Source organism: Prauserella muralis (assembly GCF_003202285.1).
GTDB classification, from domain to species: domain Bacteria; phylum Actinomycetota; class Actinomycetes; order Mycobacteriales; family Pseudonocardiaceae; genus Prauserella_B; species Prauserella_B muralis.
Window position 1 is genome coordinate 1 of sequence record NZ_MASW01000018.1, and the last position, 22,980, is coordinate 22,980.

General features: G+C 67.7%; 23 protein-coding genes. 15 read left to right on the forward strand and 8 right to left on the reverse strand.

Going from position 1 to position 22,980, the window contains the following annotated elements; all coding sequences use genetic code 11:
• Nucleotides 1-504: 504 nt before the first annotated feature.
• From BAY60_RS36395 to BAY60_RS36410, 4 genes are all read right to left on the reverse strand, one after another.
• Nucleotides 505-903, reverse strand: coding sequence for an RNA polymerase-binding protein RbpA (locus BAY60_RS36395; protein ID WP_075848243.1), 399 nt, complete (start codon nucleotides 901-903; stop codon nucleotides 505-507).
• Nucleotides 904-970: 67 nt separating this feature from the next.
• Nucleotides 971-1,192 carry a helix-turn-helix domain-containing protein gene (locus tag BAY60_RS36400; protein WP_075848219.1) on the reverse strand — a complete coding sequence of 74 codons (222 nt, stop codon included), beginning with the start codon at nucleotides 1,190-1,192 and terminating at the stop codon, nucleotides 971-973.
• A gap of 21 nt (nucleotides 1,193-1,213) precedes the next feature.
• Nucleotides 1,214-3,334: a hypothetical protein gene (locus tag BAY60_RS36405; protein WP_112285788.1), complete on the reverse strand. Its 2,121-nt coding sequence runs from the start codon at nucleotides 3,332-3,334 to the stop codon at nucleotides 1,214-1,216.
• Nucleotides 3,331-4,137 carry an SAM-dependent methyltransferase gene (locus BAY60_RS36410; protein WP_170160676.1) on the reverse strand — a complete coding sequence of 269 codons (807 nt, stop codon included), beginning with the start codon at nucleotides 4,135-4,137 and terminating at the stop codon, nucleotides 3,331-3,333. Before BAY60_RS36410 ends, BAY60_RS36405 begins: the two co-directional genes overlap by 4 nt.
• A 364-nt stretch (nucleotides 4,138-4,501) precedes the next feature.
• On the opposite strand from BAY60_RS36410, the gene BAY60_RS36415 reads away from it, so the two are divergent.
• The 5 genes from BAY60_RS36415 to BAY60_RS36435 all read left to right on the forward strand — a co-directional run bounded on the left by BAY60_RS36415 (nucleotide 4,502) and on the right by BAY60_RS36435 (nucleotide 8,435).
• Nucleotides 4,502-4,816 (forward strand): hypothetical protein, encoded by a 315-nt coding sequence (locus tag BAY60_RS36415; RefSeq protein ID WP_112271366.1) that lies wholly within the window; start codon nucleotides 4,502-4,504, stop codon nucleotides 4,814-4,816.
• A gap of 12 nt (nucleotides 4,817-4,828) precedes the next feature.
• Nucleotides 4,829-5,137 (forward strand): hypothetical protein, encoded by a 309-nt coding sequence (locus BAY60_RS36420; protein ID WP_075848209.1) that lies wholly within the window; start codon nucleotides 4,829-4,831, stop codon nucleotides 5,135-5,137.
• Nucleotides 5,138-5,404: 267 nt separating this feature from the next.
• Nucleotides 5,405-6,346 (forward strand): hypothetical protein, encoded by a 942-nt coding sequence (locus BAY60_RS36935; protein ID WP_137097494.1) that lies wholly within the window; start codon nucleotides 5,405-5,407, stop codon nucleotides 6,344-6,346.
• A gap of 431 nt (nucleotides 6,347-6,777) precedes the next feature.
• A complete protein-coding gene (locus BAY60_RS36430; RefSeq protein WP_112271370.1) occupies nucleotides 6,778-7,671 on the forward strand; it encodes a hypothetical protein in 894 nt (297 codons plus the stop codon).
• Complete coding sequence (locus tag BAY60_RS36435) at nucleotides 7,668-8,435, forward strand: hypothetical protein (protein WP_112271372.1); 768 nt, start codon at nucleotides 7,668-7,670, stop codon at nucleotides 8,433-8,435. Before BAY60_RS36430 ends, BAY60_RS36435 begins: the two co-directional genes overlap by 4 nt.
• Before the next feature lie 94 nt (nucleotides 8,436-8,529).
• Here the strand turns inward: BAY60_RS36435 and BAY60_RS36440 are convergent, their stop codons facing one another.
• On the reverse strand, nucleotides 8,530-9,138 hold the full coding sequence (locus tag BAY60_RS36440; protein WP_112271374.1) for a TetR/AcrR family transcriptional regulator: 609 nt from the start codon (nucleotides 9,136-9,138) through the stop codon (nucleotides 8,530-8,532).
• Between the two features lie 89 nt (nucleotides 9,139-9,227).
• Between BAY60_RS36440 and BAY60_RS36445 the strand changes: the two genes are divergently transcribed.
• Genes BAY60_RS36445 through BAY60_RS36455 form a run of 3 tightly spaced genes read left to right on the forward strand, consistent with a single transcriptional unit; the run spans nucleotide 9,228 to nucleotide 11,812 of the window.
• Nucleotides 9,228-10,403: a cytochrome P450 gene (locus tag BAY60_RS36445; RefSeq protein WP_112272040.1), complete on the forward strand. Its 1,176-nt coding sequence runs from the start codon at nucleotides 9,228-9,230 to the stop codon at nucleotides 10,401-10,403.
• A 46-nt stretch (nucleotides 10,404-10,449) separates the two neighbouring features.
• Complete coding sequence (locus BAY60_RS36450; protein WP_112271376.1) at nucleotides 10,450-11,181, forward strand: TetR/AcrR family transcriptional regulator; 732 nt, start codon at nucleotides 10,450-10,452, stop codon at nucleotides 11,179-11,181.
• Nucleotides 11,174-11,812 (forward strand): class I SAM-dependent methyltransferase, encoded by a 639-nt coding sequence (locus BAY60_RS36455; protein WP_112271378.1) that lies wholly within the window; start codon nucleotides 11,174-11,176, stop codon nucleotides 11,810-11,812. The genes BAY60_RS36450 and BAY60_RS36455 overlap by 8 nt, the downstream gene beginning before the upstream one ends.
• Before the next feature lie 291 nt (nucleotides 11,813-12,103).
• Here the strand turns inward: BAY60_RS36455 and BAY60_RS36460 are convergent, their stop codons facing one another.
• Nucleotides 12,104-12,757, reverse strand: a complete 654-nt coding sequence (locus tag BAY60_RS36460; protein WP_112271380.1) for an ArsR/SmtB family transcription factor — start codon at nucleotides 12,755-12,757, stop codon at nucleotides 12,104-12,106.
• Nucleotides 12,758-12,839: 82 nt separating this feature from the next.
• Between BAY60_RS36460 and BAY60_RS36465 the strand changes: the two genes are divergently transcribed.
• Genes BAY60_RS36465 through BAY60_RS36480 form a run of 4 tightly spaced genes read left to right on the forward strand, consistent with a single transcriptional unit; the run spans nucleotide 12,840 to nucleotide 17,876 of the window.
• Nucleotides 12,840-14,198 (forward strand): MBL fold metallo-hydrolase, encoded by a 1,359-nt coding sequence (locus BAY60_RS36465; RefSeq protein WP_112271382.1) that lies wholly within the window; start codon nucleotides 12,840-12,842, stop codon nucleotides 14,196-14,198.
• Nucleotides 14,195-15,499, forward strand: coding sequence for an MFS transporter (locus tag BAY60_RS36470; protein ID WP_112271384.1), 1,305 nt, complete (start codon nucleotides 14,195-14,197; stop codon nucleotides 15,497-15,499). Before BAY60_RS36465 ends, BAY60_RS36470 begins: the two co-directional genes overlap by 4 nt.
• Nucleotides 15,496-16,659: a cysteine desulfurase family protein gene (locus BAY60_RS36475; protein ID WP_112271387.1), complete on the forward strand. Its 1,164-nt coding sequence runs from the start codon at nucleotides 15,496-15,498 to the stop codon at nucleotides 16,657-16,659. Before BAY60_RS36470 ends, BAY60_RS36475 begins: the two co-directional genes overlap by 4 nt.
• Entirely contained in the window at nucleotides 16,659-17,876 is a 1,218-nt protein-coding gene (locus BAY60_RS36480; RefSeq protein ID WP_206078093.1) for a trans-sulfuration enzyme family protein, read from the forward strand. The genes BAY60_RS36475 and BAY60_RS36480 overlap by 1 nt, the downstream gene beginning before the upstream one ends.
• A 135-nt stretch (nucleotides 17,877-18,011) precedes the next feature.
• Here BAY60_RS36480 and BAY60_RS36485 read toward each other — a convergent pair whose 3' ends face one another.
• Complete coding sequence (locus BAY60_RS36485; protein ID WP_043832450.1) at nucleotides 18,012-18,647, reverse strand: maleylpyruvate isomerase family mycothiol-dependent enzyme; 636 nt, start codon at nucleotides 18,645-18,647, stop codon at nucleotides 18,012-18,014.
• A gap of 4 nt (nucleotides 18,648-18,651) precedes the next feature.
• The gene (locus BAY60_RS38550) at nucleotides 18,652-19,455 is read right to left on the reverse strand and encodes a metalloregulator ArsR/SmtB family transcription factor (protein ID WP_076153557.1); all 804 of its coding nucleotides are present in this window, start codon (nucleotides 19,453-19,455) and stop codon (nucleotides 18,652-18,654) included.
• A 372-nt stretch (nucleotides 19,456-19,827) separates the two neighbouring features.
• Between BAY60_RS38550 and BAY60_RS36940 the strand changes: the two genes are divergently transcribed.
• Genes BAY60_RS36940 through BAY60_RS36500 form a run of 3 tightly spaced genes read left to right on the forward strand, consistent with a single transcriptional unit; the run spans nucleotide 19,828 to nucleotide 22,805 of the window.
• Entirely contained in the window at nucleotides 19,828-20,811 is a 984-nt protein-coding gene (locus BAY60_RS36940) for a hypothetical protein (protein WP_137097222.1), read from the forward strand.
• On the forward strand, nucleotides 20,796-21,662 hold the full coding sequence (locus BAY60_RS36495) for a hypothetical protein (protein ID WP_112285790.1): 867 nt from the start codon (nucleotides 20,796-20,798) through the stop codon (nucleotides 21,660-21,662). The genes BAY60_RS36940 and BAY60_RS36495 overlap by 16 nt, the downstream gene beginning before the upstream one ends.
• 9 nt (nucleotides 21,663-21,671) lie before the next feature.
• The gene (locus BAY60_RS36500) at nucleotides 21,672-22,805 is read left to right on the forward strand and encodes an IS701 family transposase (protein WP_043829840.1); all 1,134 of its coding nucleotides are present in this window, start codon (nucleotides 21,672-21,674) and stop codon (nucleotides 22,803-22,805) included.
• The last annotated feature ends 175 nt before the right edge of the window (nucleotides 22,806-22,980 follow it).

Genomic DNA, 22,980 nt, shown 5'->3' on the forward strand with positions numbered 1-22,980 from the left:
AACCACAGGGGGTCAGTCTTCAGGAATCGTTAACACGTCCGAGCCGGCATCATCGCGACGATCGACGTGAACATCGTCCGGGTACACCCGCGGTTCAGGACCGAAGACCTGCCTCCCGACGACGGAGAGGACAACGCCGACCACGACACGTCGGACAACAGCCGCCGCTCGCCTCACTATCGCCACCGGTACTGGCGCGGCCCGTATCGAGCAAACATGTGTATGAACACCTGGGGGCATAGCGAAGGAAACTGTGAACACAAAGAGGTGCCCGTGGGTCGGCATTTGCGCGGGCCGGTCGGCGCACCATTCCGCGAGCGCGTCACGGAACTGCGCGGCTCACCGGCTCGTAACTCCGGCACCGGCCAGCCCAAGCCGTAGACCGCGACCTGCACGTCGATGATGAGGCGAGGCGCCCTCGGGCTCGATACCTCGCATGCTCCGAGGTAGTCGGCTCGAAAACATCAGAGCCAGCCTGCCTGTTACGCCTTCTCGGGCCGGCGGTCATGGCTCGAACCGGAAACCGTAGGTTCGGTCGCCGATGGGCACGCGACCGTAAGGTGATCGGCGCTGCAGGAGGATGCCCGCCAGCGCCTGGTCGACGAGGACTTCAAGATCGGCGATGCTGCGTCGTTCCAAGAGCATGACGTAGTGCGTGCGTGGAGGCTTTCCCTTGGGCGGTTGCCAGGCGGAGTCTTCATTGATGCGGAGGCAATGTTCGACGCCGTGTCGTGGGCATCTCCAGACGGCGGGTATCTCGGCGTCTGTCGAGAATGGCACGGTGAACTCGTGTCCTCTTCGGCACGCGAAGCGGACTTGAATCCGCGGCGCCGGCCGCGCATCGCAATCCGGTTCGCCAGTGTGCGTTCCCAGGCGGTAGCCCCGCAAGACCCGTCTGGGCATCATGATCTCCGCTCGCGTATCGGATGGGCTGGTGTCGCGAGCCGTTCTCGTGCCCGCTGTCGCTGGGCTATGAGGCTTTGGGCTTGGTCCGGGTAGCGCCGCCGCGTCCACGCAGCACCACACCGAACTCCGACAGGATTCGGTGCACGAAGCCGTACGAGCGGTCGGTGGCCTCGGCCAGCGCACGGATGCTGGCGCCCTTTTCGTACTTCTTCTTCAGGTCAGCGGCCATCTTGGTGCGGGCCTCGCCGGTGATCCGGCGTCCCTTGGCCGTGGTGTGTGCTGCCATGCCGTTCGCTCCTCTTCGCGTTCAGGCGGTCGGTTGGTCGGAGTCGAGGGCGTCGCGCCGGGCGATGACGGTGGCCTTGCTCTTGTCGGCGCCGGGGCCGGCGGCGGTGTAGTAGTCGATGGCCTGGCCGTAGCGGCGGTGGGCCTCGGCGGTGTCGCCGAGCGCGGCGTGGACCTCGCCGAGCACGGTGCATAGGTCGGCCAAGTAGCCGACCGAGCCGTAGTCGCGCACGGCCTGCTCGATCGCGGCGAGCTCCGACACTGCCTCGGCGGCTTGCCCGTTCAGGGTCAGGGCCCGTGCCAGGTGCAGGACGGTGCGGGCGTGGCCGATGTCATCGCCGATGCCGGTGAACATGCTCGCCGCCAGCCGCAGGTGGTGGAGTGCGAGCGGGGCGTCGGCGACCTTGGGGTGCAGGGCAGTTTCGCCGAGGCGGCGGTGCCGCAGCGCGATGCTGCGGGCGTCGCTCATCCCCTCGGCGATTTCGAGGGCATGTTCGAGGTCAGGGAGGGCGGCGTGCGGGTCGTCGGCCTTGAGGTGGGCGCGGGCGCGGGTGGACAGCGCGCCGGAGTGCAGCCACGGGTCGCCGACTTCGGCGGCGCGCTCTACGGCAATCGTGCAGATGGCGACGGCGGCCTCGTGGTGGCCGAGGTTGGTCTCGCCGAAGCCCTGGCGGGTGCGGCAGACGACCTCCAGGATGTGCCCGGCGTCGGCCGCGGCATTGGCCCCGAGGAACTGCGAGCTCACCAACTCACCGGCGGTGTAGTTGGGGCGCAGCGGGTTCCACAGGACCTCGCCGAACTGATACACCAGCTCCGTCCAGCCCTGGTCGGCGGCGACCTGTTGAGCGGCGAGAAGGTTGGCGCGTTCGGTCTCGGCCCATTCCAGGGCGGCCTTCGCTGCGAACACGCCGGTGTCCAGACCGGTGTAGACGGGGCTGAACCGGCGAGGGAAAGGATTGATGATCTTGTCGGCCGCCGCCGCGCGCCGCAGGTACCACTCGATCATCCGGCGGCGCACCGCAAGCCGCTTGGCCTGGTCATCCTGGCCTGCCAGGGTTTGCACGTGCTCTCGCAGGACGTCGTGCAGCCGGTAGCGCTCGTCTCCAGTCTCGGTGACGAGGTTCGCCTCCACCAGCCGCCCGAGCCCGCGGCCGACCTCGGCGACCGGCACGTCGAGCCCGGCCGCGAGCGGCTCGGCGGTGAACTCGACGCCGGGATGCTCGGCCAGGCCGCGGTAGAGCCGGGCGGTGGTGGCGTCGAGGTCCTCGTAGCTCATCTGCAGCACTCCTTCAACGGACAGCTCGTGCGGGTCCAAAGCGCCAGTGGACGCCTCGGCGAGGTGGGTCAGGCGGGTGATCAGGCGCGCCGGGTCGCGCCGGGGGTAGGCGGCGAGATGGGCCCCGGCGATGGTTAAGACCAACGGGTGCCCGTGACAGCGGGTGGCCAGCGCATGCAGCAGCTCCTCGCCGATGGGCTGTCGGTCCTCGTCGAGGAGGCCGGTCAGGAGCGCGGCGCCGGTGGCGGCCGGGAAGCAGTCGAGGTCGAGGTGGCGGAAGCCCGCGATGGCCAGCTCGGCGAGCCGATTGCGGCTGGTGACCAGGATCGTGCCGCGCGCCGTGGCAGGTACCAGGGCCTGCACCTGCTCGGCGGAGCGGGCGTTGTCGACCAGCATGGCCACCGCCTTGTCCGAGGTGACCGTCCGGTACAGCGCGACCAGCTCGGCCACCTCGCCCGGCAGGTCGTCGGCGGCGACGCCGAGCGTGCGGAGCCATCCGGCGAGGACCTGCGCGGTGGCCGGTGGCGGGTGGCCGCTCCAGCCGTTGAGGTCGACGTGCAGCACGCCGTCGGGGTGGCGCTCGTGGTGTCCGTCGAGCCAGCGCACCGCCAAGCCGGTCTTGCCGACCCCACCCAGGCCGGTCACCACCACGCGGGTCGGGCCCGCCGTGGTGAGCAGACGGTCCAGCCACTCCAATTCATCTGCGCGGTCGACCCAGGTGTGCGCGGGCGGCGGAAGCTGCCGGGGCACCGGCACTCGGTGCTCGGGAGCGTGCAGGACGATGGTTTCGGCGGTTACCGTGCGGGCTTGCAGCACCTGGCCGTGGACCGATCCGGACACGGTGTTGATGTGCTCGGCCTCGTTCATGCTCGCTCCGCGGGCTCGGAACGGCGGTCGGCGAGCACGGCGTTGCCCCACAGGCACTCGCGTACGGGCAGGGTGAGCCCGTCCGGTCGCCACAAGCCGATCGGCGCCACGCCGTCCGGGTGTGGTTGCCACGGTCCCAGCAGGTCGGCGAACTGCCGCCGGCTTCGGTGGACGAGCGTGATCCCGGCCCTGGCGAGACAGTCCTCGACCGCAGCGGCCGACTCCAGCCCGAGGACGATGCCGTCGGCGTGTGAGGCGGCCAACAGCGAGCCGGGTGCCAGCCGCTCGTGGTACCTGGCCAATGCGGCGGCCGGATCCTCGGCGCCGGGCAGGCAATGCAACACCGACCCGGCCACCACGCCCACCGGGCGAGTCAGATCGAGCAGCCGAGTGGTCACGGCATGGTCGAGCACCTCGTCAACGTGCCGCAGGTCGGCCTCGATCACCCCGGTGCTCGGATCGTCCGCATGGACGATCAGACCGAGACCGGCGATGGCGATGGGGTCGCGATCGACGTAGACGACGCGGACGTCAGGACGTTCAGCCTGGGCGAGATGGTGCACGGGGTGCGCGCTGAACATGCCCGCACCCAGGTCGAGGAACTGCTCGATTCCGGCCGTGAGCATGTGAAGGACTGCGCGGCGGACGAAGGTGCGGCTCTCGCGGACGAATACGTCATACCCAGGCACCAGCGTGGTGATCTTGTCGGCCACGGCGCGGTCGGCCGCGAAGTTGTGCCCACCGCCGAGCAGGTAGTCGTAGATCCGGAACAGCGACGGCGCGTCGGGGTCTACCTGTTGCACAAGACCTGGCGCGTCCCCATGCGTCGCCATCACCGTGAAGTTCTCCCCACCCCGCCTCGTCACCACGAGCCGACTCGCGCCATGCGCCTGGTCGACCCGGTAGCCGTGACCTGCGGTTCATCCGCACCAGCCGCACCGGCCGGGTCGATTCGTGTGGGCGATTAGACCGGCGATATCAAGATCTGAACCAGAGCGGCAAGGAGGCGCTGGTGAGGCGTCCGTGAGGCGGCACCACGTGTGAGCACGACTTCAGCGGCGGCACGGTTCACCCGGCCGAGTGGCATCCCATCACCAGCCGATACGTGACTCGCCGGATCCCACCACAGTCGAACATATGTGCGAGCGCGGTGGTAGTTTTCTCGACATGAGTTCGTCGCCTCCACCCGCCTCACCGGACGGCGCGCTGCGCTACCGGGTCGACCACACCGGCACGACGATCGCCGTCCTTCCAGCCACCTGCAAAGGTGGCCGGCACCTCGTCATCCCAGGCGTCAGCAGGGCGATAGCGGTCGAGGACGAAGTCCGCATCGACTGCCCTGTTTGTGCGGCGACACCCGGAGCCGACGCGACCTGGCGCCTGTCCAGCAGCGGCCCCAGCCCGGACCGCGCCGAGCTGGACGACGAGCCGTATGGCGATCTGATTCTGCGCCGCGTGCGAACGGTGGCCGGCACGAGGTAGGCCGATGATGCCGTGATCAACAGCCCGTTCACTCAGTGGGAAGGCGACGACCTCCACGGACGCAGACCAGTGCTCACCTCGGTATGGGTCAACCTGGACATCCTCTTCCCCCGGCCAGCCGACGCACCGCGGCACGTCATCGAGACCGGCCTGGACTTGACGGGCGTGGTCCCCGGACGGCTTCACGGCCGTTTCCCCAGTATCGAGGGCGACTGGTACGGGATCGTCAACTACGAGATCGGCTACGCCGACGGCCGTCGCGACAAGCTGCACCTGGTCGACCAATTCGTGCCCTTCAACGTGTTGCGAAAGCGCGAGTGAAGTTCCCAGCTGGCAGAACGCAGGGCGGTCGACGACGAGCACGCGGGTACCGCGGTGATCGAGTCGATCTGGGCGTGCGGGTGGAGGACGGCCGCGCGGCGGAGGAGGAGGCGGCCGCGTCGCTCGGTGGCTGTGAACGCGCGTCGGACACTGCGCTGCTCAGAGATCTACCGCCGACCCACCGCGCTACCGTGATGTGATGGTCAACCAGCGAACCCGACGTGCTCAGGTGGGCGCGACCAGGTTTGACGCACGCGGTGGAGCGGCATGACCGTCACGCCGATGAGGCTGCGCTCGGCCATCGCCGAAACGCTCTGGGAGTGCGTCAAGGCCCACCACCTGGAAGGGGCCTGTGACGCGCTCGGCATGAAACCCGCCCGCGAGGGCAGCCCCGAGCCGTTCAACAGCAAGCGCAGCTACGTCGAGGGCCGGCTACAGGGCATGTCTTTGACGGACTTGACCAACCTCGCCCACCGCGTCGCGGCCGAGTACGACGCCGAGCACCTACAGCCGTTGCTCGACGCATCCGGTACGCACGGCGTAGCCGGCGAACTGAAGAACCTGATCTTCGCGGCCGACGGCCCCAAGCCGGAGATCGTGTTCAGCGACGCCCTGAACAACGACGTCCTCGTAGTCAAGAACGAGCAGTTCTGTCTCGTTTACGACCGGCCGCTGGGCGCACATGGCCTCACCTGGGCCGAACTGACCAGCTGGTGGGCCGACCGCGCGGGACTGACCGAAGCACCGGCCCGTGAGATCTCGCTCGACTTGTACCGACGGCTGGACCGCTCGCTTGGTGACAACCACGCGGAGCGACGAATACTGCGCACGTACGCCGACCGGTACGTCCGGCTCGGCGACGGCATCCCGGCGCTGATCCCGCAGGTGTACCTGCATTACGACCCGTACACCCGAGCGCACCACGCCCCTGGCACACCACCTCTGGCCCGTCAGCGCATGGACTTCCTCCTGCTGCTGCCACAGCGGATCCGTATCGTCGTCGAGTGCGACGGTAAGCAGCACTACGCCGACGAGAACGGGCACGCGGACCCCCGTCGGTACGCCGAGATGGTGGCCGAGGACCGTGAACTACGACTGCACGGCTACGAGGTCTACCGCTTCGGCGGTGCCGAGCTCACCGATACTCCAGCCACTGGGCAGCGGCTTGCAGCGTTCTTCGACCGGCTCGCCGAGCGTTACTCCACCTGACTCTCCGTTGGCCCAAACCCGTGAAGCCGGTCGCCCGAGTGGGGGTTGGCAGTCAGCGTCGCCGTGGAGGACGAGAAGGCCAAGGGCAGCGACGGCCACCAGGGCGCAGGCGACGCGAGCGCTTCGCCCGGAACCGGTGGGAGCGCCTGGAAGAAGGAACCGCGGACAGAACAAGCAAGTCGGCGTGGAGCGTGAGCGCGGCTCCAACACAAGCATGGCCGGCGCCGGAACGCTGTTGATGTCCTCACGCCACGCTGCCAACAAAACCGCGAGCTCGTCCTCCTCGCCACCCACGCCATCACCTCCGCCGTTCAGCTACCAACAGGCGTCGTACCCGCTCGACCTGGCGTTACGCGCGACACCGCTAGGCTTCGAACGTGCTGGCCCCGACGGGACCGCTTCGACGAATTGGCGCTAGGAGGGGCCTGCTCATGGGCGAGCTAGGTGTGATCCGGAGTTACGCGTACTGGTCGGATCGCCGTATCCGGGACATCGCGTCGGCAAACGGCATCGCCCTCGAACGGCGCGTGAGTTGGAAGGCCAAGACGGCGTCGATTCCCTTGATCGGTGGGCTCGAATTCGCGCAGGAGGCGCGCACGCTAGACCGTGCTGAAATGGCGCGCCGAATCGAAACGGCGATCGGCGACCTCGCAGTCGAGGACTTCGTCACTCCGCCGCCGGCGACGTTCGCCAAGGGCGTCGGCCGTGTCGACTTCGCCCAGTTCACGGGCGGTGTCGAGAAGCGACAAGGCGTTGTGATGCACACCAGCACTCGCAGCAGTACCGGCGCCCGCGTCGACGTGTGCCTGTTCGGCAGCCTGGAGAACACCGCCGACTACGTCGGCGGCTCCGACCAACCGCCGGAAGGATGGTCGTCCTCCGCGGCTCGGACGATTGCTCTCTACATCCAGAGCCGAGGAACGATCAACAATTCACAGTGGGACGACCCGGAGTCCCTCGCGGTCGAAGCCCTGAAGATCGCGACCGAGCAGGGCGTGACCGGAACCTGGGACGAACACGAGGACAAGCCCTGGACGCGAGGCTTCACGCTCGGCCACGCGACTGAATCCGAGTGGTTCGCACAGATCTACAGCGACGTCGTACTCGACAAAGACCGGTGGACCTTTGACCGCGACGGCGGCATCAGCCCAGACGTCGAACGTATCCTCATCGGCGCTCCACTGTGGGTACGGACTCCGGGCGCACACGCCGTCACCCGCTACCGGGACCTACGCCGAGGGAGCGACGGGCAACATGACGGGCCGCTCCCGCCTGGCCCGGATGGCCAACGCCTACGTCGTCGACGGGACACAATGATCGAGTGAGCGATGACTGGGAGTTGCGCTGGGCATCGGGAGCCCGGCGGTTCTACGTCGCCGAGATCGTGCGGCAGGCGAGTTATGCCCTGGCCGCGGTGCAACAGGCTCTCAGTCTCAGCCGGGATCCGCAGCGGCGTGCCGAGGCGTGGCCGGCGGTCCAGTCGTTCCTCACCGCGACCGCCATCATCAGCAAGCTGTTGTGGCCCGTCAGGGCCGAGGGAGCCGATCTCAAGTCCCGTTGGCGTCGCTTCCGCGCCGATCGACTGCGGACAGAGTTGATGGTCAGCGAAACCTCGGCCCTCCGGGACAGGAAGGTCCGGGACTCCGCCGATCACTTCGACGAACGCATCGACGACCTTGTCCGCGACCAGCGCATCCCGCAGTCGTGGGCAGACCTGGCCGAGGAGGAGTTCACGCAACAGCCGGCCCCGTTCCGCGCGATCGACTCTGACACGGGTGAGGTGCTCGCAGGTCATGACCGGATGGCACTGACGCCCATCGTTACGGAGTTGAACGCGGTTTTGCGTCGGTGCGAAACCGTCGAGCCCGGATCAACCAGCGACCCCGACATCGTCATGCTGCTGGCCACGTTGAGATGGCCGCCGCTGCCGTCCCTGTTCGCGCCCACCGAGCGCCCGGACGAACCGGTCACCGCCAGAGCCAGTATCGCGGCAACCGGCCCTCAGAGCCTGGAAGAGCTGATCACGCTGGTTGTCGATCAGCTCTCCGAGCACCCGGACTCGAACCGATCACCCGATGCCGAGGGATAGGTGATGTCGAGCCGCATCAATAGGCAGTCTGGCAACGTGCCGCGATCGAGCGCGAACGCGCGGTGAGGCAGTTGCTGGACAGTCCACTGTGTGTTCAGCCGGTCTGAGCAGCTTGGATCACGCCCTGGATGGCCTGCCCGATGCGATTGGCGGCGTGGTCAGGGTCGGGTTGGCCGGTGTCGAGCCAGGCGATCACGGCTTCGAGGGTGAGGGTGGGGATCAGTCGTGCTGCCCAGTTCTGCCAGGGGCCGTCCGGGATCGCGTCGGCGAGGTGGCGGTGGGCGATCTCGGTCGAGGCCGACCGGATCCTGTCGATCACGTCGCGGAACTCCGGCTCCCTGACCGCATGGCGGAACAGCAGCCGGAACCCGTCAGGGTCGGCTGCGGCGGCGCGCAGCAGCGCGGGAATGCTGCCCTCGTCGTAGGTCTCGATCCCAACGGAGGTCCCGAGCCGGGTACAGGCGCGGTCTAGCACCGCTCGGTACAGGTCGTTCTTCGACGCGAAGTGTCGGTAGAGGATCACGTGCGTGACGCCGGCCTCCGCTGCGATGTCGTCGAGGCCGGTGGCGGTGAACCCGGTGCGGGCGAACGCGCGGGTGGCCGCGTCGAGGATCTGCTCGCGCCGCTGCGCGCGGGGCATACGCCGGACACGCTCGGGCTGGCTTTCCGACGTGGACTGCGCGGATTGTCGGGCGGCTGCCATCGCATCAACCTCCTCTTGTTAAAGGCAGACTATACAAGTAAGTTGTTGAAGTTGTCTTGTACAAGTGGTGTGTAATGATGGAGGTCGCGATGAGCGCCCCGGTTCAGTTGCCGTTCGAGCAGGTAGATCCGTTGCGGGTGGCGCCCCGGCTGCGTGAGTTGCAGTCCCAGGGCCCGGTCCACCGGGTTCGCACCGCGGTGGGTGATGAGGCATGGCTGGTCACCGGCCATGCGCAGGTGCGGCGGCTGCTGGACGACGACCGGCTGGGCCGCGCCCATCCGGCGCCGGAGACCGCCGCGCGGACCGGGGAGTCGGCGTTGTTCGGCGGACCGCTGGGCAACTTCGCCACCGAGAAGAGCGACCACGCCCGGATGCGGTCGCTGTTGCAGCCGCACTTCTCGCCCAAGCACCTGCGTGCCCTGCGCCCCAGGGTCGAGGCCCTGACCGCGCTACTGCTGGACGAGTTGGCCGAGCAGGGGCCTGTCGCGGATCTGCACGCCGCGGTGGCGGTGCCGCTGCCGATCCTGGTGATCTGCGAGTTGCTCGGCGTGCCTTACGAGGACCGTGATCAGTTCCGCGCCTGGACCGCCGACGCTGCCAACATCCGTGATCGCGCCCGTTCGGAACAGGGGTTGGGTGCGCTGTTCGCGTACGGCCAGAAGCTGGTCGCCCGCAAGCGGGCCGAGCCTGGTGACGATGTGATCTCCCGGCTGTGCGTGACCGAGGGTGTGTCCGACGTCGAGGCCGCGGGAATGTCCATGGCGTTGCTGTTCGCCGGGCACGAGACCACGGTGGTCCAGATCGGTCTGGGCGCACTGGCGTTGCTGACCAACCCCGACCAGTGGCAGAGCTTAGTGAACGACCCGACCCTGGTGCCGAACGCCGTCGAGGAGATGTTGCGGGCGCCCGGCAAGGGTGGCGGTGGGATTCCCCGCTACGCCAGGACCGACCTGGAGGTCGACGGCGTGATCATCCGGGCGGGCGAGTTGGTGCTGCTGGACAACGGGGCGGCCAACCACGACCCGGCCGTCTTTGCTGATCCGGACCGTGTGGACATCACCCGTGCGTCCGCTGCGCACCTCACCTTCGGGCACGGCGCCCGATACTGCATCGGCGCACCGCTGGCCCGCATCGAGCTCCAGGTGGTGTTCTCCCAACTCGCTGCACGATTCCCGACCTTGCGGCTGGCCGTCGGCGTGGAGGAGTTGACCATGCGGCGCGACGTGCTGACCGGCGGCCTGGCCGCACTCCCGGTGCAGTGGTAACCGATTCTAGTCTTGACTGACCGGGTCGGTCAGTTATTGTTGCGAGATGCCCAGGGTTCGGTCGGCGGAGTTCTTCCCGCGCCTGGTTTCGGCGGCGGCCGAGACGTTCATCGCGCAGGGTTTCCAACGCACGCAGATGCAGGATGTCGCGGACCGGTTGGGGGTGGCGAAGGGCACGGTGTACGGGTACGTGGAGAGCAAGGCCGCGTTGCTGGCCGCCGCGATGCGCTACGCCGACGATGTAGAACCACTGCCCGAGTTGGCCGAGTTGCCGGTGCCGACGCCGGTGGCGGGTGAGCTGGCGGCGCTGGTGGCCGATCGGCTCCGCGGCGAGGTTGCCGAGCTGCGGCTGGTGAAGGCGGTGTCCGGGCGTCGGCGGGTGCCGATCGCCGACGAGCTCACCGAGATCATCGTCGATCTGTATCGGCGGCTGGCGCGGCATCGGGTGAGTATCAAGCTGGTCGACCGGTGCGCGCCGGAGTTGCCGGATCTCGGTGAGGTGTGGTTCGGGGTTGGCCGGGCGGGACAGGTCGCCGTGCTGACCGACTATCTGACGCGTCGCGCGGCCAGCCGGGCAGTGCGTCTGCCGGGGCCGGCGCCTGTTGTGGCGCGGACGATCTTGGAGACCTGCGTGTTGTGGGCGGTGCACCTGCACTGGGATCCCGCCCGTGTTGATTCCGATGATCGCGAGCTACCGCCGCCGGAGGTCGTGGCCGCCACGCTGGCCGGGCTGCTCACCCACGGACTGGTATCGACGAAGGGACAAGGCGATGAGTAAGGCACTGAGCGGTGACCTGTTGCGGGCGAAGTGGGACAAGTACGCGCTGCGGTATGACCGCGATATCGGGTTCTTCGAGCGGGTGCAGTTCGGCGGCGGCCGGGAGTGGGTGTGCTCGCAGGCCCACGGCGAGGTGCTGGATGTGGCGGTGGGCACCGGGCTAAACCTGGCGTTCTATCCGGACGAGGTGCGGTTGACCGGGATCGACTTCAGCCCCGCCATGCTGGCGATCGCCCGCACTCGCGCGGCCGAGCTGGGTCGCGAGATCGACCTGCGCGAGGGTGACGCGCAGGCGTTGCCGTTCCCGGACGCCTCGTTCGACACCGTGGTGTGCACCCTCGGGTTGTGCGGCTTTCCCGACGAGCGGGCAGCGATCATCGAGATGCACCGGGTCCTACGTCCCGACGGGACGCTCTTGCTGCTCGACCACGTCGGCAGCCACCACCGGCTGATCCGGGCTGGGCAATGGTTGCTGGAGAAGCTGACCGTGCGGATGCTGGGCGACTACCAAACCCGTCGTCCACTGCCACTGGTCGAGGAGGCCGGGTTCGTCATTCAACGACAGGAACGACTCAAAGCCGGCATGGTGGAGCGGGTCGCGGCCGTCAAACCAGCGACGGCGGGTAGCTAGCTGTCGAGAATGCGTTGCCGCAACAGGGTTTGCTCGGTCGGGTGGGGCGGTCAGCTCCAGCGCGCGGCGGCCTGGGCCTCGGAGTCGCCGAGCTCGCGCAGCGACTCGGCGCGGGGCCTGATAGCGGTAGCAATGGACCAGTGAACTATCCAATGTGGACAGCTCGGGTGCGGCCTCAGAGTCGGCCACGTGGCGTGTAGGGCGATGGCGCGATGTAGCCGGCTCAACACCTCCTTGCTCAGGAGACCACTGACAACACGCCCGATTCGACACCGCCCCAGAAAATCTTGGTCAAGTTGCCACCGGTAGGTCGGCCAAGCGCCATTCGAGCATGCCGTCGGCCAACCGGCGAGCCGGGCGACCGGCGGCGATGAGCAGGCGGACCGCGTCGTAGGCGAACACGCAGTAGGCGCCGCGGCAGTAGGCGACGATCTCCTGATCGAGGGGGAGTTCAGCCAAGCGCTCGGCGAGATCCTCCAGCGGAATCGACACCGCGCCGGGGATGTGCCCGGCGGTGTATTCCTCGTGCGGACGCACGTCGATCACGGTGGCGCCGCCGGAACGGACCCGTCGCAGCAACTCCTCGCGGGTGACCTCCTCGGTCTCTGGCCCGAGATAGGTAGCGCGTGCGGCCTCCACGTCGGCGAGGTGCTCGCCGGCCACGGCCTGGACGAGCGCGTACAGCGCGGCGACGTCATCCCCGGCGAGCCGGTAGTAGATCTTGGTGCCGTCACGGCGGGTCGTCACCAAGTTGGCCTGCTTGAGGGTCTGCAGGTGCGCCGAGGCAGTGGTCAGCCCGAGTTCGGCGGCCCGTGCCAGCGACTCGACCGTGCGCTCGCCCTGTGCCAGCAGGTCCAGCAACTCCAGCCGTTTGCCGCTGCCCAGGGCCTTCCCCACGCGGGCGAACTGCTCGAACAACGCCGTCTTCGCGTCCCGATCACCCATGGTTCTCCAATCATCCTTGGAATAGTGTAGAACAGAACTCGTGCGGGAACCCAACCCGCCCGCAAAGCCACGGAGGTGCCAGGTGAGCACGGTCGACATCGTCCCGCTCGTCGACGAGGGACTGGGCAATTCCGCCTACCTGCTCGACCTCGGCGATGGCCGGGCGATGGTGGTCGACGTAAGCCTCGACCTGCGGGAGTCCTCGCGCCTCGCCCGACGTCGCGGGCTGACAGTGGCGTTCGCCGCCGACACCCATCTGCACGCGGACTTCCTCTCCGGCGCCCGCCAGCTGTCCGCGACCGAGGGCACGCAGGTACTCGCCTCGGCCGCCGGACACCGCGAGTTCACCCACAGCGGGCTGCGCGACGGTGACGAGGTCGACCTCGGCGGGCTGCGGCTGCGGGCACTGGGCACACCGGGCCACACCCACGAGCACCTGTCGTTCCTGCTGCTCGATGGTGACAAGCCGGTTGGAGTGTTCACCGGTGGCTCGCTGCTGGTGGGCGCGGCGGCCCGCACCGACCTCGTCTCCCCGGAGCAGACCGAGGCGCTGGCCCGCGCCCAGTACGCCTCACTGCGGCGGCTTGCCGAGTTGCCGGACGACGTAGCGGTGTGGCCCACCCACGGCGCCGGCTCGTTCTGCTCCGCCCCGCCCGGCACCGAACGCACCAGCACCATCGGCCAGGAGAAGGCCACCAACCCACTGCTGCGTGCGGCCGACGAGGACACCTTCGTCACCACGCTGCTCGGCTCGCTGGGCAGCTTCCCGCCGTACTTCCTGCGCTTGGGCGAGATCAACCGCCGCGGCCCCGCCGTGCTCGACCAGCCACCGGCCCTCGCGCCGCTCAGCGTCGCCGAGGTGCGGGCGCTGCTGGCGCAGGGCGCGGTGGCGGTCGACGTGCGGCCGGTCGCCGACTTCGCCGCCGCCCACATACCGGGCGCGGTGTCCATCCCGCTGCGGCCGGTGTTCGCGTCCTGGCTGGGATGGCTGGCCCCACACGACCAGCCGCTGATCATCGTGCGCCGACCTGATCAGGACCCGGCGGAGATCGCGTGGCAGGCCACCAAGATCGGCTACAGCAACCTCGCCGGAGACCTCACCGGCGGCGTGGACGCCTGGACCGCCGCCGAACACCCCACCACCAGCACCAGGCTCGTGCGACCCGACCAGGTCGACGCGCCGGTCCTCGACATCCGCCAGGAACCGGAGTTCGCCGCCGGACACCTGCCCGGCGCCCAGCACCTCGAACTGGGCGAGCTCGCCGGCCGCGCCCAGGACGTGCCCGGCGAGCCGCTGGTGGTGATGTGCGGACACGGCGAACGCGCGATGGGCGCGGCCAGCCTGCTCGAACGCGCCGGCCACCGCGACCTCGCCGTGCTCACCGGCGGCCCCGACGACTGGGCCACCGTCACCGGCCACCAGCTGGAGACCGGCACATGAGCCGCGCCATCGGAAAACCGCGGCTGGGGATCCGCGCCAACCTCGCCCAGTTCAGCCTGCTCGTCGCCGTCAACGCATTGGTCGGTGGTGTGCTCGGGCAGGAACGCACCGTGCTGTCCCCGCTGGCCGAGCAGACCTTTCACCTGACCGGCTACACGTTCCTGCTGACCTACGTGCTGGCCTTCGGCGCCACCAAAGCCGCCACCAACTACTTCGCGGGCACGTGGTCGGACCGGTTCGGCCGTAAACCCGTGCTCGTAGCCGGATGGCTGATCGCGATCCCGGTGCCGCTGATGCTGATCTGGGCGCCGTCGTGGGGCTGGGTCGTGGCCGCCAACATCCTGCTCGGGATCAACCAGGGCCTTACCTGGTCCACCACCGTGATCATGAAGATCGACCTTGCGGGCCCATCCCGCCGCGGCCTGGCGATGGGCCTGAACGAGGCCGCCGGCTACCTCGCGGTCGCGGTCACCGCCGTGGCCACCGGCTACCTCGCCGCACGCTACGGGCTGCGGCCCGCGCCGTTCCTACTCGGCCTGTCCTACGTTGCGCTCGGCCTCGGGCTGTCCGTGCTAGTGGTCCGCGAGACCCGCGAGCACGCCCGCGTGGAAGCCGCCCAGCACACCACCCGCGCCGACGGCCGCCACGACCACCTGCACTCCGAATTGACCAACAGGCAGGTCTTCGCCCACACCAGCGTGCGCGAACCCGCCCTGTCCGCAGCCAGCCAGGCCGGGATGGTCAACAACCTTAACGACGGCCTCGCATGGGGACTGTTCCCGATCCTGTTCACCGCGGCCGGGCTGTCGGTCGCCCGGATCGGGATCCTCGCCGCGCTCTACCCGGCCGTGTGGGGCCTGGGACAACTTGTCACCGGTCCGCTGTCGGACCGGTGGGGCCGCAAACACCTCATCACCACCGGAATGCTCGTCCAAGCCGCCGCACTCGTCCTCATCGCACTGGCCGACACGTTCACCCTCTGGGCGGTGGCCGCGGTGCTGCTGGGCGCGGGAACCGCGATGGTCTACCCGACGCTGCTGGCCACCATCGGTGACGTGGCCCACCCCGCGTGGCGGGCCCGCGCGGTCGGGGTCTACCGGCTCTGGCGCGACGGCGGGTTCGCCGTCGGCGCCCTGCTCTCCGGGATCGTCGCTGACCTCTGGGGCATCCGCGCCGCCGTGTGGGTGGTCGCCGCGATCACCGCCGCCTCCGGTCTGATCGTCGCGGCACGCATGTACGAGACACACCCGCGCGACCAGCGCGCCGAATCCGTTCCACTACAGGAGAAAGACGCGCCGTGACCATCCCTAGTGAACTCGCCGAGGGCCCGATCTACCTCGACTACAACGCCACCACGCCCGTCGATCCCGCAGTCGTCGAGGCGGTGCTGCCGTACCTGACCGGCGGATTCGGCAACCCCTCCAGCGACCACCACTACGGCACCGCGCCCCGCGCGGCACTGGAGCACGCCCGCGAGCAGGTCGCCGTCCTGATCGGCGCGCCAGGCGGACGAATCGTGTTCACCGGCTCCGGCTCCGAGGCCGACAATCTCGCCCTGCGCGGCGTGGTCCTGGCCGCCGGATCCGACCGGCCGCACGTGATCACCCAAACCACCGAACACCCCGCCGTCCTGCAAGCGTGCCAAGCGCTGCAACGCTGGCACGGCGCCGAGGTGACCTACCTGCCCGTCGACACCGACGGGCGCGTCGACCCGGCCGCGCTGGCCGCCGCGTTCACTGACCGCACCGTCCTGGTGTCCATCATGGCCGCCAACAACGAAACCGGTGCCCTGCAACCGATCGACGAACTGGCCCGCATCACCCACGATCACGGCGCGGTGTTCCACTGCGACGCCGCCCAAACCGTCGGCAAGGTACCGCTCGACGTGACCGCCCTCGATGTTGACCTGCTCACCGTGGTCGGGCACAAAATGTATGCCCCCAAAGGCATCGCCGCCCTCTACATGCGACCCGGCCTGGCACTGGAACCCTTGGTGTACGGCGGCGGACAGGAACACGGCCTGCGCGCGGGCACCGAGAACGTCGCACTCGCCGTCGCGCTGGGCGCCGCCGCCGACCTGGCCGCCGCCGACCTCGCGGCAGGAGGCCACGAGCGCATCCAGACCCTGCGCGACCGGCTCCACGACCAGCTCGCCGCGCAACTGCCCGGCCGGGTGCAGCTCAACGGACCCGTGGCAGCGCGGCTACCGAACACGCTCAACATCAGCATCTGCGGGGTGACCGGGCACAGCCTGCTCGCCGCGACACAGGGGATCGCCGCGTCGACCGGCTCCGCGTGCCACGCCGGTAACCACCAGCCCTCACCTGTATTGACCGCGATGGGCCTGGACGCCGAACGGAGCCTGTCCGCGTTGCGGCTGTCCCTCGGTCGCTGGAGCACCTCCGCCGACATCGACCGAGCCATCGACCTGATCACAACCACGACAGGAAGCAGGGATTGATGAGCGACCCGAAGGTGAACACCACGCCCGAACAGCGACCCGGCTTGTCCACCCGGTGCGTGCACGCCGGAGACGTCCGCGACCCGCAAGGCGCCATCCACCCACCGCTCTACGGGCACTCCACGTTCGCTTTCGACTCCACCGCCGACCTGCTCGACGTCGTTGAGGGCCGACGCGAGGGCAACCTCTACACCCGCTACGGCCTCAACCCCACCATCCGCTCCCTGGAACGCAAACTCGCCGACCTCGAAGACGCCGAGACCGCGCTCGCGTTCGGATCCGGCATGGCCGCCGAAGCCGCGACCTTCCTGTCCCACATCAAGACCGGCGAGCACATCGTGTGCCTGGGCGACGTCTACGGCGGCACTTTCGAACTACTCGGCGAGAACCTGCCCCGGCTCGGAATCGAGACCACCTTCCTCACCGCCGGTGAAGCCGACCAGTTGCCGGACGTGCTCACCGACCGCACCCGGATCGTGTTCTTCGAAACCCCGTCCAACCCCAACCTCGACATCTTCGACATCGCCGCGATCACCGCCCAGGCACACAAAGTCGGTGCCCTGGTCGTGGTGGACAACACCTTCGCCACCCCGGTCAACCAGAACCCGCTGCACCACGGCGCCGACCTGGTCCTCCACTCCGCGACCAAATACCTCGGCGGGCACAGCGACCTCACCGCCGGAGCCGTCGCCGGCCCCGCCGAACTGCTCGCCCCGATCGCCGCGTGGCGCAAGAACCTCGGCCAAGTCATCGCCCCCGAGATCGCATCCCTGCTCGCCCGCAGCATCCGCACCCTCGTCGTTCGGGTCCGTGCCCAGAACACCGCCGCCACCGCCGTCGCCGAATACCTGGCCGAGCATCCCCGCGTGACCAAGGTCAACTACCCCGGCTTGGCCACCGGCGATCAAGCCACCATCGTCAAAACCCAGATGCGCGGCCACGGCGGCATGCTCAGCTTCCTCGTCGACGGCGACGCCAACGCCACCGCGGCCGTGGTCGACCGGCTCCGTGTGTTCAGCATCGCCGCCAGCCTCGGCGGCGCGGAAAGCCTTGTTACGCAACCCATTACCACCACCCACCACGGCCTCGATCCCGCCGATCGAGCCCGCCGCGGCATCGCCGACAGCATGGTCCGCCTCTCCATCGGGCTCGAAGACGCCGACGACCTCATCGCGGACCTGGACCAAGCTCTGACGCTCTCGACCGGAACCGTCTGATCGCCCGAGTTCAGCAGAGATGACCGCCACCGGCACAAGCCCTGTGGCCATCATGCGTCCTGTTATCGGCCCATCACCTGAGATGCCACCGGGGAGGACTGTCAGCTTGCCGACTGGCTCCGGTGCGGCTGTTGGTCATGTGGTGTGGGCTGTGGTCCGGTCGATGCGGGCTGCGAGTGTGGATTGGCCAGGGCCGGTGAGTTCCGGTGTCACGCCGCGGCGGCCTGCCATGGCCATGAGCAGTGCTTCGCCGGTACCGATAACTTCGGGACCTTGTCCGGTGGACCAGTCGAGGTCGGTGGCCCGCAGCCGCAAGCCGCGGATGCGTCGGCGGGCGCCGAGTCGGGGATTGGTCGGTACAGAGTCGAGGACTCGTTGTAGGCGTTCGGGTGGGATGTCGCGGGGTATGCCGAGTGGGCGGCGGATGTCCTGGTGGTGGATGGTCCCGTCGACCAGTGCGATCAGGCCGCCGAAGCCCGCGGTCAGGCCACGGGGCCGCAGGTGGTGGTTCAACAGGTCGAGGAGCTGTTCGGGGCCCAGAGGGCGGTATTCGTCGAGGCCGATTTCGTTGGCTCGGAAGAATCGGCCCTTGGCGAACCGCTTGATCAACCCGAACGTGGTGAGCTCTTCATAGCTGAGCATGTGCGCGACCACGTCCTTGACGGACCATCCCGTGCACAGCGTGGGCGCTTGCCATTGCTCGGGTGTCAGCGTCGCCAGAAACGTGGCGAGGTCCCGGCGTTCAGCTTGGGCCATGTCCATAAGGTTCATGCGGTCAGGCTTCGCTCTTCAGGAGTTCGGCGTAGCGCTGCAGGTACAGCGGCCAGCCGCCCTCGCTGTCGACACCGGCGTGGATGCCCTGCCAGCCGTCGCCGTGGCGTTCGATGTCACGGTGTTCGAGTTCGACCCTGGTGCGGTCGGCGCTTTCGGCGATGAACCGCACGTCGACCACGCTGGTCTTGTCATGATCGGTTTCCACCTGCCACTGGGTGTTGAGGTCCCAGCTGAACATGACCCGATGCGGGGGTTCGTAGGCCAGTACGCGGGCCCAACGGCATTCCGTGCCATCAATCGCGCGGTCGATGATGTGGCCACCGACGCGTGGTTCGAACACCGTCTCGGCGAGCTCGGCGGCGAGGATGTTGTGCTCGGCCGGTTTGAAGTCGCCGAAGCGCTCGGTGAACACCGTGAAAGCACGTTCGATCGGCGCCGATACGACGATCTGCTTACGCACCCTCGCTTGTTCCGATGTCGTGCTCACGGGATCTCCTGCCTTGTCGAGTTCGACGGACTGTTGGAAGGCCGCCAGCGTGTTCGTCCAGAAACTGTCCAGTTGGGCGCGCAGGGCGGCCACACCAGCCGGGTCGACCTGGTAGATGCGCCGGTTTCCTGCCGTTCGGTCCACCACCAGCCCGGCGTCCTTGAGCACTTTGAGGTGCTGGGACACCGCCGGGCGGCTGACCGAGAACCCCGCAGCGAGCTCACCCACCGACTGCGGACGGTCGGCGAGGCGCTCGAAGATCGTGCGACGTGTGCGATCACCGAGGACAGCCCAACCATCGAGTTCGTAAGTTTCCACTAACGGTCAGTTTCTACTTACCGAGATTGGGTGTCAAGCCCTGGAGTCCTAGCCGGATTCATTGAGAGCCCGCTCCCGTGAGCCCTGAGCACGCAAGGTGCTCCGAGACCGCCGCCGCTGCTGACCGACTTGGGAGACTTCTCGGCGTTCGGCGGACGCGCTGATGGCCAGTTCGCCAGCATGGCCGTGACGATCTCGGCGCCACCGCTGCTTCCGCGGCACTCCGTCGGACCCTGACTCGCCAAGCGCTCGCATACATGGGTCAGGCGTTCGGCTTCACTGATGCGCCTCTACAGGTCCGTCTAGGCCGTTTGGGGGTGCTGTCGGCGAGCTTCTCCAGGTCAGAGGTGCCATCGGCGTAGGGTCCACCGGGTGAAGAGCGTCGTCGGGAGCGCGTCCGAGGAGGACGGTTCAGAAGGTGACCACCCCGACATGACCGTCGCGCCGTTGACGAGCCCGGCCGAGGCTGCTCGACTGGCAGCTCAGCACGACAACCAGGTCAGCCGTCTCTTGGCAAGTGAGTCAAGAGGTCAGCATGCACCCGGAAGATGCGCATGGGATCTCGTGGCGATGGTCGGCTTCTCAGCCGACCGCCGCAGCGCAGTCGCGTGGATCATCGCAGAGGCGATCATGAAGTTTCGATGCGGAAACTCACGAGCGTTCGCTTGTTGGCGCGCAGCTGCCTTGTCCGCGAATGCTGTTACTGAAGACGATCGAGAGCTTGTCCTATCGTTTGTCATCTCCGTCTTTGGTCGACCTGGCGCTGTTGAATCCGACGACGCTAAGGCTAAGCAGGGCAAAAGCAATCATCTAGAGGGATTCGTCGCCGAGTGGCTGTGGCATCTCATCATGAAAGAACAGAAAGCCGCACATCGCGAGCGTAAATACCTCAGCGAACCGAGCTACTCCGTGACAGAGCAAGGCGAGGATGGGTTCGCAGTCTATGCACCACCAGGCGCGAATGTCTCACTCTTTTTCAGGCTGTGGGAAATAAAGAAGCACAACACAGAAAACTCGGTAGTCACCACGACTGTGCAACGTGCTTCTGACCAACTCAACACCAGGGGCCTGCAGTATCTGGCCAAGCTCACCAGTGCTCATCGCCAGACAGACGGTGATCTCGGAATTCTCTTTGCCGAGCTGGGTGATCTATGGATCAACGCAGACCCGCGAGCAGGAGCCGGGGTCGGAGTTGCCACCAGCACTGTCAGCCCTCCCGAGGCGTGCTTCTCCCCACTGGAAAGCACCCTCGGCCAGTTCACCAACGCAGGGCAACTGGAAGGGCTGCTCTGCGTTATCGAAAACTTCACTGAGTTCGCCGTCGAAGTCAGGAGGATGGTATGGAGCGCGCTCTGAACCTGCCAGACCTCGTCGAGGCGCTTGGTGTCCACGAACCGGGCGTCCTGCCCTCACCACAAGAGTTGGCGAGCCTGATCGCTGACGTCGAAATACGGGCCTTCCGCGGAGACTTCGCCGTTGACGAAACCCTCGAACGTGCCGCGTGGTACCTCCACGCCGTCGCATCGGCCTCCGAAGCCGCAGAGTTGTACACACCAGCACGACAGCGTCGGGCTTTCGCGGTAAGCGCTCACGTCTTCGACTTGACCTTGGCGGACCCCCGCCATGATGCACGCCAACGCCTGAACCTCGCTTTCGGTGCGCAAGTCGGCTACCGGCGGGCTGATCTTGATCCGAACGCGACAGCCGTATATCGCCGTGTCTCGGATCTATTGGTCGACAACACCCCACTTGTCGACCACGCTGAAACCTTGGCAGTCGAGGCTGGCGTCGCCTTCCTCGGTCTCGACACGAGGTTCCTGTTCCCTCTACTTCGCAGTTGGCGACGCCAGCTCACCGAACTTGCCGCGACGGTCGAACTCGATGATCTCCAGTCGACGATGTTCGGTCCAGCACAACAGATAGTACGCGCCGTGTGGTCGCTGCTTCGCTTCTTGGCGTTCGGTACCGGCCGCCAGCTGCCAGTAGCGCGAGCCGCTTTGCTGTCCGTTCTGGACGGTACCGCGGGAACTGGAGACCTCGACGCTCGCTGGGTAGCCGCGCACTTGTTGGCGATCGCCGATGGCCTCGAATCCGGCAGCCTCTACTCGATCCTTCCCCCTGGAACTCCGAATGCCGTGGCACAGGCGTTCTGTCTGGCTGACCCGCCAGTCCTAATACTGCAACGGCAGTTGGTCGTCGTGTGGTAGATCATCGTTGTGGTGGTCGATGTGGTGATGGGGCAGCTGGATCGGGTTCATGATCGGATCGCGGGACGGTTCAGGCGGTCGGAGCCGCGGGGCCGGGCTCGGGAGTATGTGTCCGGGCTGGTCGCGGGGTTGGAGCGGAAGAACGGCTGGACACTGGCGGAGCAGTCCGGTGAGGTGTCTCCGGATGGGATGCAGCGGTTGTTGCGCTGGGCGGACTGGGACATCGACGGGGTGCGTGACGACGTGCGGGACTACGTGGTCGAGCATCTCGGCGAGCCGGGCGGCGTGCTGATCGTGGACGACACCGGGTTCCTGAAGAAAGGTGTGCGCTCGGCCGGGGTGCAGCGGCAGTATTCCGGGACGGCGGGGCGGATCGAGAACTGTCAGATCGGGACCTTTCTCGCCTATGCCGGTGATCATGGGCATGCGCTGATCGATCGGGCGCTGTATCTGCCGGAGCCGTGGATCGCCGACCGGGACCGGTGCCAACGGGCGGGGATTCCGGATGAGGTCGAGTTCGCCACGAAGCCGCGGCAGGCGATGGGCATGCTGGCGCGGGCGTTCGAGGCGGGTGTGCCGTTCGCGTGGGTCACCGCCGATGAGGCCTACGGGCAGGTCAAGTACCTGCGAGCCTGGCTGGAGGAACACGACGCCGCGTACGTGCTGGCCACCAAGGTCAACGACACCCTGATCACCGCCGAGGGCACCGAACAGCGGGCCGATGAGCTGATCGCGGACCTGCCCGCCCGGGCGTGGCGGCGGTTGTCGGTCGGTGCCGGCGCGCACGGGCCGCGCGAGTACGACTGGGCACGGGTGCCGGTCCGGATTGGCTGGCAGGCCGGGCGCGGGCACTGGCTGCTCGCCCGGCGTTCGATCTCTGATCCGACCGAGATCGCCTACTACATCTGCTACGGGCCCCGCCGGTCCACCCTGCTGAACCTGGCCTGGATCGCCGGGGCGCGCTGGCGGATCGAAGAGTGTTTCCAGCAGGCCAAGAACGAAGCCGGACTGGATCACTACCAGGTCCGGTCCTGGCGGGCGTGGTACGCCCACATCACCCTGTCGATGCTCGCCCACGCCTGGCTCGCCGTCGCCAAATCCCTTGCCATAAAAGGGGAATCGGTATCGCCGAACCAGACATGATCAGCTTTACACTACCGGAGATCCGGCGCCTGCTCACCAAGCTGGTCCTGCGTGTCGCCGACGCCGCCGAACACATCTGGTCCTGGTCACGCTTCCGCCGCCGACGACAACACCAAGCCCGCCTCAGCCACTACAAACGCCGCGGCTACCCACTTCCTTAACTGCCGTTGCAGTA

What these genes read in the sequence shown, in the direction of transcription:
- BAY60_RS36430 (WP_112271370.1), top strand. Translation starts at nt 6,778, where the DNA reads ATGGGCGAGCTAGGTGTGATCCGGAGTTACGCGTACTGGTCGGATCGC.
- BAY60_RS36445 (WP_112272040.1), top strand. Translation starts at nt 9,228, where the DNA reads ATGAGCGCCCCGGTTCAGTTGCCGTTCGAGCAGGTAGATCCGTTGCGG.
- BAY60_RS36485 (WP_043832450.1), bottom strand. Translation starts at nt 18,647, where the DNA reads ATGAACCTTATGGACATGGCCCAAGCTGAACGCCGGGACCTCGCCACG.
- BAY60_RS36400 (WP_075848219.1), bottom strand. Translation starts at nt 1,192, where the DNA reads ATGGCAGCACACACCACGGCCAAGGGACGCCGGATCACCGGCGAGGCC.
- BAY60_RS36480 (WP_206078093.1), top strand. Translation starts at nt 16,659, where the DNA reads ATGAGCGACCCGAAGGTGAACACCACGCCCGAACAGCGACCCGGCTTG.
- BAY60_RS36405 (WP_112285788.1), bottom strand. Translation starts at nt 3,334, where the DNA reads ATGAACGAGGCCGAGCACATCAACACCGTGTCCGGATCGGTCCACGGC.
- BAY60_RS36470 (WP_112271384.1), top strand. Translation starts at nt 14,195, where the DNA reads ATGAGCCGCGCCATCGGAAAACCGCGGCTGGGGATCCGCGCCAACCTC.
- BAY60_RS36440 (WP_112271374.1), bottom strand. Translation starts at nt 9,138, where the DNA reads ATGGCAGCCGCCCGACAATCCGCGCAGTCCACGTCGGAAAGCCAGCCC.
- BAY60_RS36495 (WP_112285790.1), top strand. Translation starts at nt 20,796, where the DNA reads ATGGAGCGCGCTCTGAACCTGCCAGACCTCGTCGAGGCGCTTGGTGTC.
- BAY60_RS36415 (WP_112271366.1), top strand. Translation starts at nt 4,502, where the DNA reads ATGAGTTCGTCGCCTCCACCCGCCTCACCGGACGGCGCGCTGCGCTAC.
- BAY60_RS36455 (WP_112271378.1), top strand. Translation starts at nt 11,174, where the DNA reads ATGAGTAAGGCACTGAGCGGTGACCTGTTGCGGGCGAAGTGGGACAAG.
- BAY60_RS36460 (WP_112271380.1), bottom strand. Translation starts at nt 12,757, where the DNA reads ATGGGTGATCGGGACGCGAAGACGGCGTTGTTCGAGCAGTTCGCCCGC.
- BAY60_RS36450 (WP_112271376.1), top strand. Translation starts at nt 10,450, where the DNA reads ATGCCCAGGGTTCGGTCGGCGGAGTTCTTCCCGCGCCTGGTTTCGGCG.
- BAY60_RS36395 (WP_075848243.1), bottom strand. Translation starts at nt 903, where the DNA reads ATGCCCAGACGGGTCTTGCGGGGCTACCGCCTGGGAACGCACACTGGC.
- BAY60_RS36935 (WP_137097494.1), top strand. Translation starts at nt 5,405, where the DNA reads ATGACCGTCACGCCGATGAGGCTGCGCTCGGCCATCGCCGAAACGCTC.